This window comes from Streptomyces sp. NRRL F-5122 (genome assembly GCF_001507435.1).
Taxonomy (GTDB): Bacteria; Actinomycetota; Actinomycetes; order Streptomycetales; family Streptomycetaceae; genus Streptomyces; species Streptomyces lannensis.
Map to the genome: position 1 here is coordinate 128,430 of NZ_LMWH01000015.1, position 15,843 is coordinate 144,272.

14 protein-coding genes are annotated in these 15,843 nt (G+C 71.0%); 8 read left to right on the top strand and 6 right to left on the bottom strand.

The window, feature by feature from the left end; all coding sequences use genetic code 11:
* Positions 1-218 precede the first annotated feature (218 nt).
* From ADL25_RS04335 to ADL25_RS04345, 3 genes are all read left to right on the top strand, one after another.
* Positions 219-1,370 (top strand): glutathione-independent formaldehyde dehydrogenase, encoded by a 1,152-nt coding sequence (locus ADL25_RS04335; protein WP_059126332.1) that lies wholly within the window; start codon positions 219-221, stop codon positions 1,368-1,370.
* Between the two features lie 49 nt (positions 1,371-1,419).
* Complete coding sequence (locus tag ADL25_RS04340) at positions 1,420-2,121, top strand: hypothetical protein (protein WP_402523983.1); 702 nt, start codon at positions 1,420-1,422, stop codon at positions 2,119-2,121.
* 866 nt (positions 2,122-2,987) lie between these two features.
* Entirely contained in the window at positions 2,988-4,082 is a 1,095-nt protein-coding gene (locus ADL25_RS04345; protein ID WP_107116507.1) for an alpha/beta hydrolase, read from the top strand.
* Positions 4,083-4,208: 126 nt separating this feature from the next.
* Here the strand turns inward: ADL25_RS04345 and ADL25_RS04350 are convergent, their stop codons facing one another.
* Positions 4,209-5,111 carry a serine hydrolase gene (locus tag ADL25_RS04350; RefSeq protein ID WP_059126256.1) on the bottom strand — a complete coding sequence of 301 codons (903 nt, stop codon included), beginning with the start codon at positions 5,109-5,111 and terminating at the stop codon, positions 4,209-4,211.
* A 272-nt stretch (positions 5,112-5,383) separates the two neighbouring features.
* Between ADL25_RS04350 and ADL25_RS04355 the strand changes: the two genes are divergently transcribed.
* Positions 5,384-5,929, top strand: a complete 546-nt coding sequence (locus ADL25_RS04355) for a cysteine hydrolase family protein (protein WP_059126257.1) — start codon at positions 5,384-5,386, stop codon at positions 5,927-5,929.
* The gene (locus ADL25_RS04360; protein WP_059126258.1) at positions 5,926-6,861 is read left to right on the top strand and encodes a GlxA family transcriptional regulator; all 936 of its coding nucleotides are present in this window, start codon (positions 5,926-5,928) and stop codon (positions 6,859-6,861) included. Before ADL25_RS04355 ends, ADL25_RS04360 begins: the two co-directional genes overlap by 4 nt.
* A gap of 92 nt (positions 6,862-6,953) precedes the next feature.
* Here the strand turns inward: ADL25_RS04360 and ADL25_RS04365 are convergent, their stop codons facing one another.
* Complete coding sequence (locus ADL25_RS04365; RefSeq protein WP_402524229.1) at positions 6,954-7,367, bottom strand: ATP-binding protein; 414 nt, start codon at positions 7,365-7,367, stop codon at positions 6,954-6,956.
* A 211-nt stretch (positions 7,368-7,578) separates the two neighbouring features.
* Between ADL25_RS04365 and ADL25_RS04370 the strand changes: the two genes are divergently transcribed.
* A complete protein-coding gene (locus tag ADL25_RS04370; protein ID WP_059126260.1) occupies positions 7,579-8,292 on the top strand; it encodes a DUF1275 family protein in 714 nt (237 codons plus the stop codon).
* Positions 8,293-8,325: 33 nt separating this feature from the next.
* On the opposite strand, the gene ADL25_RS04375 is transcribed toward ADL25_RS04370, so the two are convergent.
* The 4 genes from ADL25_RS04375 to ADL25_RS48845 all read right to left on the bottom strand — a co-directional run bounded on the left by ADL25_RS04375 (position 8,326) and on the right by ADL25_RS48845 (position 11,757).
* Positions 8,326-9,276: a lactate/malate family dehydrogenase gene (locus ADL25_RS04375; protein WP_059126261.1), complete on the bottom strand. Its 951-nt coding sequence runs from the start codon at positions 9,274-9,276 to the stop codon at positions 8,326-8,328.
* Positions 9,273-10,112 (bottom strand): family 1 encapsulin nanocompartment shell protein, encoded by an 840-nt coding sequence (locus ADL25_RS04380; RefSeq protein WP_059126262.1) that lies wholly within the window; start codon positions 10,110-10,112, stop codon positions 9,273-9,275. Before ADL25_RS04380 ends, ADL25_RS04375 begins: the two co-directional genes overlap by 4 nt.
* A 5-nt stretch (positions 10,113-10,117) precedes the next feature.
* Positions 10,118-11,209, bottom strand: coding sequence for a Dyp-type peroxidase (locus ADL25_RS04385; protein WP_059126335.1), 1,092 nt, complete (start codon positions 11,207-11,209; stop codon positions 10,118-10,120).
* A 341-nt stretch (positions 11,210-11,550) separates the two neighbouring features.
* Entirely contained in the window at positions 11,551-11,757 is a 207-nt protein-coding gene (locus ADL25_RS48845) for a hypothetical protein (protein ID WP_159044873.1), read from the bottom strand.
* A gap of 366 nt (positions 11,758-12,123) precedes the next feature.
* Between ADL25_RS48845 and ADL25_RS04390 the strand changes: the two genes are divergently transcribed.
* Together ADL25_RS04390 and ADL25_RS04395 are read left to right on the top strand one after the other, a co-directional pair.
* Positions 12,124-14,055, top strand: a complete 1,932-nt coding sequence (locus ADL25_RS04390) for a maleylacetate reductase and hydroxyquinol 1,2-dioxygenase domain-containing protein (protein WP_059126263.1) — start codon at positions 12,124-12,126, stop codon at positions 14,053-14,055.
* Between the two features lie 17 nt (positions 14,056-14,072).
* Positions 14,073-15,836 carry an FAD-dependent oxidoreductase gene (locus tag ADL25_RS04395; protein WP_059126264.1) on the top strand — a complete coding sequence of 588 codons (1,764 nt, stop codon included), beginning with the start codon at positions 14,073-14,075 and terminating at the stop codon, positions 15,834-15,836.
* The last annotated feature ends 7 nt before the right edge of the window (positions 15,837-15,843 follow it).

Consider the following 15,843-nt stretch of genomic DNA (forward strand, 5'->3'; position numbering starts at 1 on the left):
CGGCGCCGCGGCAGGCGCGACCGACGCGAGGCAGGCCGCAGCGGCCCGCGCAGCCGGTTGCACCCTGAGCCGTACGGGCGTTACCTGGAGGTATTCGGCGGTGAAGCGAGAGCACGCGGGGCCACGGTCGTAGGCCTGGCCCTTTTCGCGCATGTGCTCCGGGGTCAGTGGCCCGCCGTCGCCGCCGTCATCCAGCGTTCGACGCGGAGGTGACCCAGGTGAAAGCCGTCGTCTATGAGAAGCCCTTCAGTGTGGCTGTGAGGGACGTAGACGATCCACAGATGCAGCACCCGAACGACGTCCTCGTACGGGTCACGTCGACCGCCATCTGCGGGTCTGATCTGCACATGTACGAGGGCCGCACGGCAGCCGAGCCGGGCATCGTCTTCGGACACGAGAACCTCGGCATCGTCGAGGAGATCGGTTCGGGTGTCACGTCCCTCGCCAAGGGGGACCGTGTGGTGATGCCCTTCAATGTGGCCTGTGGATTCTGCAAGAACTGCCTGGCGGGCGAGACGGGCTTCTGCCTGACGGTCAATCCCGGCTTCGCGGGCGGAGCGTACGGGTATGTGGCGATGGGACCGTACGAGGGCGGCCAGGCCGAGCTGCTGAGGGTGCCGTTCGCCGACTTCAACTGCCTCAAGCTGCCGCCGGGGGAGCAGTTCGAGACCGATTTCGTACTGCTCGCCGACATCTTCCCGACCGGCTACCACGGCTGTGAACTCGCCCAGGTGTCCCCGGGCGAGAGTGTGGCCGTCTATGGTGCCGGCCCGGTGGGCCTGATGGCCGCGTACTCGGCGCTTCTGCGCGGCGCGTCCAAGGTGTTCTGCGTGGACCGGGTACCCGAGCGGCTTGCCAAGGCGAAGGAGATCGGAGCCATCCCCATCGACTTCACCAAGGGCGATGCGGCCGAGCAGATCAAGGAGCAGACACACGGTGAGGGTACCGACAAGGGCGTGGACGCGGTCGGGTACCAGGCCCAGGCGCACGACGCGAGCCACGAGGAACCCGCCGTAGTCCTCAACGCGCTAGTCGAGACGGTACGGCCGACCGGCAGGCTCGGGGTACCGGGTCTGTATGTGCCCTCCGATCCCGGCGCCCCCGACGAACACGCCAAGCACGGCCAGCTGCTGGTCTCCATCGGCAAGATGTTCGAGAAGGGCCAGAAGATGGGCACGGGTCAGTGCAACGTCAAGCGGTACAACCGGCAGCTCCGTGATCTGATCATCGCCGGCCGGGCCAAGCCCAGCTTTGTGGTCTCCCACGAACTGCCGCTGGACCAGGCGCCATTGGCGTACGAGAAGTTCGACAAGCGGGTCGAGGGCTACACCAAGGTGGTCCTGCACCCCGGTCACGCGCTGGCGGCATAGGAAAGGCGCCCCGGGCGGACGAGGCCCGGGGCCGCTGCTGCGCGCAGCCGTGTCCACGCGACTTCACGGCCGGTCTCCGGCCGGGTTCGGCGTCGGCTCCCGTACCGGCGCCGGACGTGCCCGGCTGCGGTTCGACGGCTGGATCACCGGGATCGGTACGTCCTCAGGCGTACGCGTGGTGGTCGGGCACTGGGCTCGTTCGCCGTTCGGGCCGTTCAGCGACGTGATGGTCGAGCGGCCCGACGGGCACCGCATTCTGCTCGCCCCCACCCGGGAGACGGCCGACTTCATCGCCGGCACCTACGCCTTCGACGAGGTGCGGGTGGTACCGGTCGGGGTGGAGGTCGTGGGGAGGGCCTGGACGGTCCGTGCGTCCGCGCTCCGGCTGCACTTCGTCTCCGGTCGCAGGGGCCTCGTCGGACTCCTGCTGAGGGCCGTTCCGGGCTCCCTCGCCGCGCGCCCCGCCTGGGCCGCGGCGGTTGCTCCTCCCGCCCGCGCCCTGTTGAAGGTGAGCACCCGCGGCGCAGCGGGCCGACGACGGTACGAGTGGTACGGGGCACGGGACTTGCGGCCCGTGCTGAGTGCCTCGGCCGTGTACGAGGGTCGCGACCTCGGTGTCCTCGCATCGGTCCTGCCCCCGGTGCGCTTCGGGTTCAGCTCCACCCCCTGGAAGCCGTGCGTCGTGCGCGTCACGGTCACGGTGTCCCTGGAGAGCGGGAGCGGCACGGAGGTCCGAACCGACGGCGGGTGATCGAGCCGGACGAGCTGAGGCGGCCCGTCGATCACCACAGGATCCGCGCGGGTACAAGGCCTCTGGAGCCCTGGTCCGCGGACAGGCCCCGCCGCCGGTGCTGCCGGGGACGGGCGCCTGGTCCGCGTCTCGTGCGACACCGCGCGCCGAGCCGCTCCCGGCCGGACGAGAGCCGGGAGACCGGCGGCCGGGGCAGGGGGATCGCGTCGCCGCAGGCGGACTGTCCTCCACGAAAGGACGACGCCGGTACACCCCGCGGTTGACCCCGAAACGGGTGTCTCTGCCCACCGTGCGAGGGCGCAGTCCAGTGAACCCGGCAGAGCCGGGGAGCGGGGAGGAGGGGTCGGGAACACGACCCGTACCGCTCCGTCGCGGGGCAGGCCGCGGCGCAGACCGCGCACAACTCCAGCACAGACGCTGTTTCCCGCCGTGCGCTCGTCTCTGCCTCCTTGTAGGAACTCGCCGACCACGGCTCGGGACATGGGGGTCGACGGAGGCGTCGGCGCGGAAACCTTCGACACACCGTCGGGCGGCGCGTTGTCGCGCCTGACGTGCGATTCCGCGGTCCGGGCCGAACATTAGGAGTTACGGGTCTCCGCCCCGAGACCCCGAGCCGGGGCGGAGGCTCGCCATGTCGTGGCGGCCGCCGGACGGGGGGAAAGACGGCCTGCGAGTACCGCGGGGCGGCCACCGGTCGGCGGGTGCCGCCCGTGCCGTTAGCAGAAGTCGGCACGGGCGAAACCGGACCGGTGCGCAGACCACCCGGGCGGGCGAAGGGCGCCACTCCTTCGGCTCAGCCCGGCAGGCCCGTCGGGGGGAGCGCAGGAACGCTTCTGGAGGAAGTTCCCCTCAGAAGGAGGACGTTCATGAGCGCCACCCGACGCTCCCGTTCGCTGCGCAAGCCCCTGGCCGGATTCACGGCGCTGATCGCGACCGCCGCTCTGACCGCCACCGCCCCGGCCCTCGCCACTCCGGCTGCCGCCGCCTCCAAGTCGACCTGCGGCGATCCCCGGGTGACCCTCGAACCCACAGCTCAGGCGTTCCTCGACAAACTCGCCGCGGCGGACGGGCCGCCGATCCAGGAACTCACCCCCGCCGCCGCCCGTCAGTCGCTCCTGGACCTCCAGGCCGCGTACCCGGTGTCCAAGTTGCCCGCCGACATCACCACACGCACGATTCCCGGCGGCCCCACCGGCTCGGTGTCCATCCGCATCGTCCGGCCGCACGGTGTGACCGGCAAGCTGCCCGTGGTGATGTACTTCCACGGCGGCGGCTGGGTCCTCGGGGACGCCTCCACCCACGACCGGCTCGTACGCCAGATTGCCAACGGCGCCCGGGCCGCGGTGGTGTTCGTCAACTACACACGGTCGCCCGAGGCCAAGTACCCCGTCGCCAACGAGCAGGCCTACGCCGCCACCCAGTGGGTCGCCGAGCACGGCGCCGAGATCAACGTCGACGGCTCGCGGCTGGCCGTGGCGGGCGACAGCGTCGGCGGCAACATGACGGCCGCCGTGACCCTGATGGCCAAGGAACGCGGCGGTCCCAAGATCGCCCAGCAGGTGATGTTCTACCCGGTCACCGACGCGTCGTTCACCACCGAGTCCTACAGGCGCTTCGCCACCGGCTGCTGGCTCACGGCCGCGGGCATGAAGTGGTTCTGGGACCAGTACGCCCCCGACACGTCGGTCCGCTCCCGGATCACCGCTTCCCCGCTGCGCGCCGGCGAGGCCGAGCTGCGCGGCCTGCCGAAGGCACTGGTCGTCACGGACAGCGACGTCCTGAGCGACGAGGGCCGCGCATACGCCGAGAAGCTGCGTGCCGCCGGAGTGCCCCTGACCTACCTCCACTACCCGCGGATGATCCACGACTTCGTGATGCTCAACGGCCTCGCCGACAGTGAGGCCGCCAAGTCCGCGGTCGCGCACGCCAACGCGGCTCTGCGCCGGGCACTGCACAGCTGAGGTGCCGGGCGGCCCCGGTCCTGTCCGGCACCGGGCCGGGCCATGCGCCACCGAGTGCAGTCCCCTGACCGCCCGGGTGCGGGCTCGTGGGTGAGAGCCGGACCCGCATCCGGGCCACGACGTGTGTCAGCGACCGGCCGCCGAGGCGACGGCGGTCCGCGCGGTGCGCTCCACCAGCGAGATGCCGTCGTTCATCGAGGCATTGCCGGCCGAGAGGACCGCGACCAGGTAGCGGTGCCCGTTCACGGTCACCTGCCCGATGCTGTTGATGTCCCACAGGCCGGTCGCGCTGCGCTGCAGCCAGCCGTTCTTCAGCGCCCAACCGGAACCCGCCGCCGACGAGACGCCCCACGACTGGTCGCTCTCGATGTGGGCCATGAGCGACGTGATGTACGCGCGGGACGCCTCGTTCAGCGGGCCGGTACCGGTGTTCGACGCCGAGCCGGTGCCGAACACCGCGCCCAGCAGACGTATCTGGTCACTCGCCGTCGTCTGCGTGAGCCCCCACAGGAATCCGGCACCGCCCTTGGTCGAGGTCAGTCCCAGTCGCTTGTTGGCCGCCTCCAGACCGGGGGCCAGGCCGATCTCCCGCCACAGGGCGTTGGCCGAGTTGTTGTCGCTGTGCTTGATCATCGCCTCGGCGAGAGCGCGCTCGCGGGCGTCGAGCATCCTTCCGGCGTCCTGCGCCTGGAGCAGCAGCGTCGCCAGGATGTCGACCTTGATGATGCTCGCGGTGTCGTACGGGGTGTCATCGCCGTAGACGGCCGTCCTGTGGTCCGGACCGTCCATGCTCAGCACCGCGGCCGTGACGTGCGGCCTGCTGTTGGGCTGAACCGACGCGGGGACCTCGGAGGGGCCGTCCGGTCGTGTCGCCGGAGCCGCCGCGGTTGCCGGTGACGGGTCGAACGTGCCGGCGGAGACGAGCGCCGTCACCGACGCCAGAAGCACACCGGCGCAGGCGACGGCACGCTTGCCCCGGCGCTTCGCCGCGGTCTCCGGGTGCCGCTGGGGGAGCAGTCGGTAGCGCATGGTGGAAGTGGCCTCTGCAGTTCGTGGGGGAGGGACACTGAACTGCGAACGTAGACAAAACCCCCGTGCTGTGAGGTGACCGCCGTCACTACCGCCGCCGATTCGGCGGCAATGTGGGCAGAACCACAGACCGTGGCCGTGGGCCGCGTCACAGCCGCACCGCTCCCACCCCGCCGGACGCGCCCGCGGAGGCCACGCGTGACCGGATCGTTCCACCGCTGGCCCGGATCGGGCCTGCGCCCGGGGCGTTCCGCCCGGTCACAATCGATGCCATGAATCGCGCACTGATCGTCATCGATGTCCAGGAGTCGTTCCGTGCCCATCCGCTGTGGGGCCGGATCTCGGATCCGAAGATCGCCGAGCAGGTCGGCCGGCTGGTCGCGCTGGCCCGCGCGGCCGGTGACCTGATCGTCTGGGTGCTGCACACCGAACCGGGCTCCGCAGGGGCCTTCGACCCGGAGTCGGGCCATGTCCGCCTGCTGGAGGAGCTGGAACGGCCGCTGCCGGGCGAGCCGGTCCTCCACAAGACGTCCCACAACGCGTTCACCACCACCAACCTTCAGCAGCTCCTCACCGAGGCGGGTGTCCGGGAGCTGCGGGTGTGCGGTATCCGCACCGAGCAGTGCGTGGAGACCACCACCCGGGTCGGCAGCGACCTCGGCTACCGCATGGTGTTCGTCACCGACGCCACCGCCACCCACCCGATCGGCGACCTGGGTCCCGCCGCGATCATCGAGCGCACCGAGGCCGTGCTGCGCGACCGATTCGCCCGCATCGCCACAGTGGCCGAGCTGGAGGCGGAGGCGGCCGGCGCGTGACCCGGGTCGTCTTCGTCCTGGTGCCCGGCGTGCACCTGCTCGACCTGGCCGGACCCGCCCAGGTGTTCAGCACGGTCGGGCAGTTCGGGCGGCCGTACGAGCTGACGTACCTGGCGGAGGACGCGCGTGTCCCCAGTGCTCAGGGGCTGCCGCTGCTCGCGGAGACCGAGTGGCCCGAACTTCGGGCCGACGACCTTCTCGTGGTGCCGGGCTGGAGCGGGCCCGCACTGCGCGACAGCCCGCCGATCGGGGACGAGGTGCTGCGGCGGCTGCGTGCCCACCATGCGGCCGGCGGCACGGTGGCCAGCGTGTGCGCCGGTGCCGAGGCGCTCGGCCGGGCGGGACTGCTGGACGGACGCCGCTGCACCACCCATCACGACGTGCAGGACGAACTGGCGTCACGCCATCCCGGGGCGATCGTGATCCGGGACGTCCTGTTCACCACGGACGACCGGGTGGTCACCTCGGCGGGCATCGCGAGCGGCATCGACCTCGCCCTGCACCTGGTCGCCGCGCGGCACGGTCCGGCTCTCGCCGCCCGCGTGGCCCGGGAGATGGTCGTGCACACCCGGCGCAACGGCCATGAACCCCAGTCGAGCGCCATGCTGCGGCACCGCGCCCATCTGGACGACGCCGTGCACCGCGTGCAGGACCTGATCGACGAGCGCTTCACCGTACCGCTGCCGTTGGCGGCTCTCGCGTCCTTCGCGGGTGTCAGCGCTCGCACCCTCACCCGGCGCTTCGGCAGTGCCACTCAGGGGCTCACACCGCTGCGGTACCAGCAGACCCTGAGACTGGAACGGGCCGAGCATCTCCTGGGCCACGGCGCCACCATGGAGAGCGCGGCCCGCGAAGTGGGATTCGAGGACGCCCGTATGCTGCGCAGACTGCGCGGCCGCCCGGCAGCTGGAGACGACTCCCGGCCGACCTGATCCGAACGGCAGGCCCTGGCGCCTGCCGTCCCGCTCGATGCCGTCCGTGCGGGTGGGTTCCCGTCCCGGGACCGGCGCCCGGGCACAGCGGGTCAGGAGTCGTCGGCGCCCGTGGCCGCGGCAGGCGGTCTGAAGCACGCGTGGACGATCTTGCCGTCGGGGCAGGATCGGGCGTACCACTCGTCGGCCAGCGCCTCCACGAGCAGCATCCCGCGCCCGCCGAGGCGCTCGGTGCTCGGAGCCCGCCGCGCCGGCAGGTCGGTGGAGGCGTCGTGGACCACCACGTGCAGACAGCGCGTGTCCCAGGTCAGCACCAGTTGCGCGGAACTGTGGGCGTGGACATGGGCATTGGTCACCAGTTCCGAGACGGTCAGCAGAACGGCGTCCACCGTCTGCGCCGCAGACTCGGTCCAGCCCAGTGCCTCGAGATGTTCGCGGGCCCAGTCACGGGCCACCTTCACCTCGCTGTTCAGGGGCAGGGAGCGTGCCCATCCCACTGCCCTCATCGACGATGCGCTCACCGTGTCCCTCCCTGCCGGAGCCATCCACCCCGCGGGTACCCGCGCAGCGCGTGTTGACGCGGCCCGGACGCCCGTCGGTGACGCTCCCCGTCCGAACGGTGTTGCGGCGGACTCATGGCCGGTTCCTCCGGCGCGGTTCGCCGGAAGCCCCGAGGCCGGTCGTTACTGTTGGTGACCGCCGTCGGGAGGAGCCGGGATGGAAACCCACGCGGTACCGACTGGCAGCACGGACCGGGTGATGCGGATCGCCGTGGTCATGCTCGTGGCCGCGTCCGGGGCCGTGGAGACGATCTCGTTCACCGCGCTGGACCACGTCTTCGCCGGTGTGATGACCAGCAATCTCGCGCTGCTCGGGATGGCGATCGGCCAGGGCCGCGCCACAGGGGTGAACGCCGCGCTGCTGGCACTGGCGGGGTTCGGTGTGGGTGCCGCGGCGGTCGCATGGGTCACCCGCGGCCGCGAGGGCGTGGCCACGCACTGGCCGTCGCGTGTGCTGTCCTGCCTGGTCGCGGAGGCGGCTCTGCTCGGGGTCGGCGCAGGCGCCTGGGCGGCCGTCGACGGTGCCCCGGACGCGATGCTCCGCGACGTGCTGCAGTTCGGCGCCGCGCTGGCGATGGGGGCGCAGGCCGCCGCCATGGTGGCGGCCGGACGCGCGGCGGCCCCGACCACCTATCTGACCGGAACACTGGCCACGTACATCGTGCGGGGTGTGGGTCGATCGCGGCGGGCGGACGGGTGGGTGCCCGCCCGGCTCGGGGGTCTGATCGTGGGGGCGGCAGGCGCCATGGTGTTGCGACGGGTGGCCCCCGCGTGGACGGGAGCGCTGCCCGCCGTACTGGTCACGGTGGCCGTCGTCCTTGCGTGCGGGCCCCTCGTCAAGGTCCGCCGCGGCCTGGTCGCCCCGGAGTGAGGGGTGACCCCGGGAGATGTGCGCCAGGGCGACTCAGGCGCCGCCGACGGCCATGGCCCGCCGCGAGGCATCACGCAGCACCTCGGCGCTCTGCGCCAGGGCCTGATGCTCTTCGGGAGTCATGGAGGGCTCGTGCATCTGCTGGACACCGCCCGCGCCCAGCACACTGGACAGGGACAGGGTGACCCCGTAGCGGGGACAGTGGGCGGCGACCGGCAGCACCGCCCGTTCGTCGCGCAGAACCGACTCGACGAGCCGGGCGGACACGGCCCCGATGCCGTACTGGCTGGCGCCCGTGCCCTCGATGATGGCGATGTTGGCGTACCGGATGTCGTTCTCGACCTCTCCGCGCACATGCTCGACGGATGCGTCGTCCTCAGTGAGCAGCCGGGTCACGGGGATGCCGCCGACCGTGGCGGAGGACCACAGGAGCACCTCCGAGGTGCCGTGTTCACCCACGACCAGAGCCTGCACATCACGCGGCCGGACGTGGAGCCGGTCGGCGAGCTGGACACGGAAGCGCAGGCTGTCGATCAACGTGCCGGTCGAGAACACCCGGTCGTGACCGGCGAGTTCACGGGTGAGGTCGGCCAGTGGGTCCGGTGGGTCGGTGACCACCATGAGCACCGCCTGCGGTACGACCGCGACCACCCGCGGGACGATGTCGGCGTACACCCTCGCATTGGTCTCCAGCAGCCGCAGCCGTCCCTCGGGGTCGGACCGGTCGGTGGCACCGCCGGCCTTCTCGTTCGTCCCCGCCGTGATCACGACGACCGCGGCATGGGCCAGGTCCTCGTAGCGTCCGGAGCGTATGTCGACCGTGGGGGACAGCGGCGTCGCGTAGCGCATGTCGGCCGCCACGCCGTCGGCCCGGGCCGTGTTGCGGTCGATCAGCACGATCTCCCGGCAGGTTCCACCCCGTTCGACCAGGGACAGTGCCGTGGCCGCTCCTACCGCGCCCACCCCGACGACTCCGACTTTCATGCCGGCACCTGCCCTCCGCCGGCGTCGGGCCCCGGTGCGGGTGCCTCGAGAGCCACCACCGCCTCGCTGGTGTACACCATGAAGGTGAGCGTCTCCTGGAAGTACAGCCGTACGCTGTCGTCGTCGTGCGACAGATAGCCGATGGACACGTCCTGGCCGATGTGGAGTTCGAAGTCGCCACCCCGCGTGGACAGCAGAAAGGCGCCGTCGATGGCGGGTGCCCAGACGATGTCGCCGTCCAGGAGCCGGGCCATGTGCCTGATGACGGGGTAGCCGTAGTCGGAGGTCTCGCTGACCGCGGTGTACGCCTCCGCGCTGAGCGCCAGCGTGTACGGTCCGCCCACGCCCGCCAGACGCAGAGCGGTGACGGCCTGGCTGACCGCGTTCGGGTACTCGCGCACCTCGTAGGGAAGTGTCAGCGGCTGGTTCGACGAACTCTCCCGCAGACCGGTGACGCCGGCCGCGGAATAGCCCTCGAACACCGCTCGGTCCTCGGCGTAGGCGAGTTGCCTGGCGGCGTCCTTGACCGGCTGCCAGTCGGCGTCCTTGGCCCCCCGCGCGACGTCGTCGACCTGCCTGCGGTTGACGACGAAGGGGACACGCAGCTCCACCAGGGGCTGGACGAGACGGGTGCGGGCGGTGATCCCCGTGGCCGGTGGGTCGATGGTCTGCAGATGACCCGTGCCGACGCCGGACAGGTCGAGTCCGCCGGGCTCGGGCACATCGACGATCCGGCGGGCCGCGACATGCCGCTCGAACGTACGCTGGGCCTCGTCCTCCAGGTCCGCCCAGGCGACGGCGGAGATGGGCGCCAGTTCGCGGTGAAGATTGTTCATCGGCGTCACCTGCCCTTCAGGTCGCCGATCCCCAGGGAGCCGTCCGGTGCTCGTGTCTGCCCGAGGAGCACGGTGTCGGTGTGGACGCAGGGGGAGTCGGCGCCGGTGTCGGATTCGGTCTCGCTCTCGGACCCGGACTCGTCCGCGTCGGGCGGGTCGGGAAGGTCGTCGAGGAAGTCACTGGTGGGCACGTGGAAGAGGGAGCCGGTGACCGCGGTGGAGAAGTCCAGGATGCGGTCGTGCGTCGCCGGCGGTGCGCCCAGGAACATGCGCTCCAGCATCGTCTCGGTGACGTCGGGGGTACGGGCGTAGCCGATGAAGTACGTGCCGAACTCGGCCTCGCCGACGGTGCCGAACGGCATGTTGTCGCGCAGGATCTTGCGTTCGGTGCCGTCGGGATCGACGACCGTGGTGAGCGCGACATGGGAGTCGGCCGGCTTGGTCTCGTCGTCCAGTTCGACGTCGGACAGCTTCCGGCGCCCGATCACCATCTCCTGCGCCTCCACGGGAAGGGCGTTCCACGCCTGGAGATCGTGAAGGTACTTCTGCACGATGACGTAGCTGCCGCCGGTGAAGGGCGGATCCTCGTCGCCGATCAGCACGGCCGCGCTCGCCACCGGCCCCACCGGGTTCTCCGTGCCGTCGACGAAACCGAGCAGGTCCCGCACGTCGAAGTACTTGAACCCATGAACCTCGTCCAGGACCGTCACGGCACCGCGCAGTCGCTCCATGATCTCGGCGGCCAGCGCGAAGCACAGGTCCAGCCGGGCGGCCCGGATGTGGAACAAGAGGTCACCGGGTGTCGACACGGCGCGGTGCACCGGTCCGGCCAACTCGCGAAAGGGGTGCAACTCCGCGGGCCGCGGCCCGGCGAAAAGGCGGTCCCAGGCTTCGGAGCCGATGCCCGTGACACAGCTCAGCATTCCGCTGGAGGAGGCGCGGAAGCCTACGGCCCGCTGCAGTCCGTTGAGATCGGAAAGCAGCGCGCGGGTGGGCTCCTCGCCATCTCGATCGATGGTCATCACCAGGAAGATCGCGGCAGTCGTCAACGGCGACAGCACCGACTGGGGCACAGGCGCGGGGGAGCTTTCGGCCACGGGCCACACCCCTTCCCAGGTCACGAGCGGGGCATCCGGACACGTCCACGAGCCGCCGCCTCGCCCCTGCGGGCCGCACATCGGCCGTTCACGATGCCGACCGGTGCGGCGGTGACGGGAAACGTCTCTTCACTCTAGGGCCGCCCCAACGGGTCTGCCACCGGTCATCGATGCGACCGGGTCGAGGGGGCGTCGTCGCTGCAGGCACCGGGGCCGCCCGCCCGAGACCCGCAACCCCGTGTCTCGCTCGTGGCGCCGTCCGCCGTCGCGAGCCCGTTCGCCGCGCGGGCCCGGACTGCGGCGGGGGCTCTGCGGGCGGACCGGCCGGGGCGAGCACGGTGTCAGGCTGCCGCCGGTGCCGTGCGCCCTGCGGCATTGGTGGTCAGTGGACTTGACGTGGCGTCAGCAATGTCCTTCGCATGCGCAGTTGGCTTTGCCCAGGCATGTGCGTAGGGGTACGGGGCGGCGGCCTTGGCCCTCGCCGGAAGGGCGACGGTCAGCACGCCGGCCGCACCGACAACGGTCACGGCCATGAGAAGACGTCTCATCGGAGATCTCCCGCAAGGTCGGAGGAGGGGCTGTCCGGTCAAGAGATACGCGCACCTCGAGCGTGATCCCCGAGGGCCATGCCGTGTTGTGGCGGCAATACCACCAGACGGACCATCAGATGTTCGTACTGCGCCGAAATGTGTGCCGGACCTGTCAATCCCGTCGACCGGGAAGCCCGCGGCACACCGAGCCACCCGGCACGCGACTTCCGTGCGAGGGGCGCACTCTTTCCCCGTCCCGGGCCGCACCGCGCGTTTTGTGCAGCGACAACGGTCGGATCGTGCAGGCGTTCACATGAGCGTAACTCGCAGACTCGATGGCCAAGCACACGGTGCGTGAACACCGACATGCGGAGGCGGAACTCAATGCGGACGTTCGTCTATACATCCCGTCCCTCACGGGTGGTCTTCGGTACCGGTACCGTCGGCCGGCTTCGGGAGGAAGTGGAGCGGCTCGGCGGGAGCCGGGTGCTGCTGCTGTCCGGCTCGTCCCCGGCGGGGGCCTCCGCCCGGGTCCGTGAAGCACTCGGTGATCTGGTCGTGGCGGACTTCGACGGCCCGGTGATGCACACACCCGTGGAAGTGACCGAGCAGGCGCTCGCCGTGCTGCGGGAGGCGTCCGCCGACTGTCTGGTGGCCGTCGGCGGCGGCTCGACGACGGGCCTGTCGAAGGCGCTTGCCCTGCGCACGGATCTGCCGCAGGTGATCCTGCCGACCACGTACGCCGGCTCCGAGGTGACCCCCGTGCTCGGCGAGACCCGCGACGGGCGCAAGGTCACACAGTCCTCCGCGGCGATCCTGCCCGAGACCGTCGTCTACGACATCGCCTTCACCTCCACCCTCCCGGTCGCCATGTCCGTGACCAGCGGCGTGAACGCCATGGCGCACGCCGTGGAGGCGCTGTACTCGGCCGACGCCAACCCGGTCACCGACCGGCAGGCCATCGAGGCGATCTCCCGTATCGCCCGGGCGTTGCCCCGGCTGGCCGACGACTCCACCGACCCCGGGGCACGCGCCGATCTGCTGCACGCGGCCTGGCTTGCCGGCACCTGTCTCGCCACCGTCGGAATGGGCCTGCACCACAAGCTGTGCCACACCCTCGGTGGCAGCTTCGACCTCCCGCACGCAGAGACACACACCGTCGTCCTCCCGCACGCCATGGCCTACAACGCGGCCGCCGCACCCGACGCCATGCGCCGTATCGCCGAGGCCCTCGGCACGGCGGACGCGCCCTCCGGAGTCCACGACCTGATCGCGTCCCTGGGCGGTCCCACCTCGCTGCGTGATCTCGGCATGCCGGAATCGGGCTTGGCGAAGGCAGCCGAGCTGGCCGCCGCGACCCCATACCCGAACCCGCGCGAGGTGACCGCCGAGGGCGTGGCCGCGCTGCTGTCCGACGCCTGGTCCGGGCGCCGACCGAGCACGGCGACCGACACCGTCACGGCCCAGGTGGCCCGCCTCACCGAGCAAGTCGTGGGCTCCTTCGCACAGGCCCCGGATCCACGCGTCCGCTGCCTCCTCACCGACCTCGTCCGGCGTCTGCACGCCTTCGTGACGGACAACGACCTCACCGACGCCGAATGGCAGTACGCGATCGACTTCCTCACCCGCACCGGGCAGATCTCCGGCCCGACCCGCCAGGAGTTCGTGCTGCTGTCGGACACGCTCGGGATCTCCAGCGCCGTGGATCTGCTCACCAACTCCCGTACGCCCACCACCACCCCCTCCGCGGTGCTCGGGCCCTTCTACGTCGAAGGCCCGCCCGGGACCGAGCACGGCAGCGACATATCCGGTGGCCTGCCCGGTACGCCGTTGTGGGTGGACGTACGGGTGCTGGACACGGCCGGCGAGCCGCTCAAGGACGCCGTCGTGGACGTCTGGCAGTCCAATGAGGACGGCTTCTACGACGTCCAGCTCCCCGATCTGGACGGGCCGGTGCTGCGCGCCCGGCTACGCACCGACGCGGAGGGCCGGATGACCTTCTGGTCGCTTCTGCCTGCCGCCTATCCGATCCCCGACGACGGACCGGTCGGGCAGATGCTTGCCGCGGTCGGCCGCCACCCCTTCAGGGCGCCCCACCTCCATTTCATGATCGATGCCCCGGGTCACCGGCGGCTCGTCACCCAGCTGTTCGTGGCCGGCGGCGCCTACCTCGACAGCGACACCGTGTTCGGCGTCAAGGACGCGCTCGTCGTCGACTTCACGCCGCACACCGGCCCCACCCCTGACGGCCGCCCCGTCGACGGGGAATGGCGCCGCCTCGAGTACACCTTCCGCATCGCCCCGTCGGCCGGCTGACCAAGGAGCGCCCACACATGACCCGCACGGACACCTACGACACCGACGTCCTGGTCGTCGGCAGCGGCCCGGCCGGAGGTTCGGCCGCTCTGCTTCTCGCCACGTACGGGATACGCACCCTGCTGGTGACGAAGTACGGCTGGCTGGCCAACACCCCGCGAGCACACATCACGAACCAGCGCACCATGGAGGTGCTGCGCGATCTCGGCGTCGAGGCCGAGGCGCGGGCGGTCGGCAGTCCGTCCCACCTCATGGGCGACACCGTCCTGTGCACCGCCCTCGCCGGTGAGGAGATCGGCCGGATCCGCAGCTGGGGCACGGGCCCGGCCACACTGACCGAGTACGCGTCCAAGAGCCCCTGCGAGATGATCGACCTGCCGCAGACCTACCTGGAGCCGATCCTGGTGAGCACGGCGGCCGAGCGCGGAGCGAAGATCCGCTTCGACACCGAGTTCCTCAGTTTCACCCAGGACGAGGACGGCGTCACGGCGCTGCTGCGCGACCGGATCCGCGGCGACGAGTTCACCGTGCGCGCCCGTTATCTCATCGGCGCGGACGGCGGACGCAGCTCGGTGGCGGAGCAGCTCGGCCTGCCCTTCGACGGGCGGATGGGCAAGGCCGGCAGCATGAACATCGTCTTCAAGGCCGATCTCACGCGGTACTGCGCGCACCGTCCGAGCGTCCTGTACTGGGTGCTGCGCCCGGGAGCGGAGACGGGCGGCATCGGCATGGGCCTGGTCCGTATGGTCCGTCCGTGGAACGAGTGGCTGCTGGTCTGGGGCTACGACATCGAGCAGCCGCCGCCCGCGGTGGACGAGGAAGAGGCACGGCGCATCGTGCGCGACCTCATCGGTGACCCCGAGCTGCCGGTGGAGATCACCTCGACCTCGTTGTGGACCGTCAACCACAGCTACGCCGCCTCCTACGGAGCGGGACGGGTGTTCTGCGCGGGTGACGCCGTGCACCGGCACCCGCCGTCCAACGGTCTCGGCTCCAACACCTCGATCCAGGACTCCTACAACCTCGCGTGGAAGCTGGCCATGGTGATCCGCGGTGAGGCGGGGCCCGCGCTGCTCGACAGCTACACCGCCGAACGCGCCCCCGTCGGACGGCAGATCGTGGAGCGGGCCAACCTCAGCCGCGACCAGTTCGGACCCGTCTTCGACGTGCTCGGCGTCGGAGCGGGAAGCGACGAGGAGAGCATCGCCGAGGGCCTTGCGGCGCTGCGGGCCTCGACCGCCGAGGGTGCGAAGAAGCGACGCCTCCTCGAGGACGCGGTCCAGCTGAAGAACTACGAATTCAACGCGCACGGCGTCGAGATGAACCAGCGCTATGTCTCCGGTGCGGTCGTCCCGAGCGACGGTCCGGACGAAGACCGCTCGGTGGACCCGGAGTTGGTCGCGCGCCCGACGACCAGGCCCGGCGCCAAGGTCCCGCATGCCTGGCTGGTCGACGCCGGAGGCGGACGGATCTCCACGCTCGACGTCGTCGGCAAGGGCGTCTTCACCGTCCTCACGGGGCTCGCGGGCGGGGTGTGGGAGTCGGCTGCGGACGCCTGCCGGGACGAACTCGGCGTACCGGTGCGGTCCGTGCGCATCGGGGACCCCGACTCCCGTGACGCGTACGGCGAATGGAGCCGTGTCTCGGAGATCGCCGAGGACGGTGCGCTGCTGGTACGACCGGACGGCCATGTCGCATGGCGGCGCACGGGTGCCCCCGGGAACGCGGCATCGGCCCGGGCGGAACTGCTGGGCGCCCTCCGTCAGGTGCTCGGGCGGTAAGGAGCAG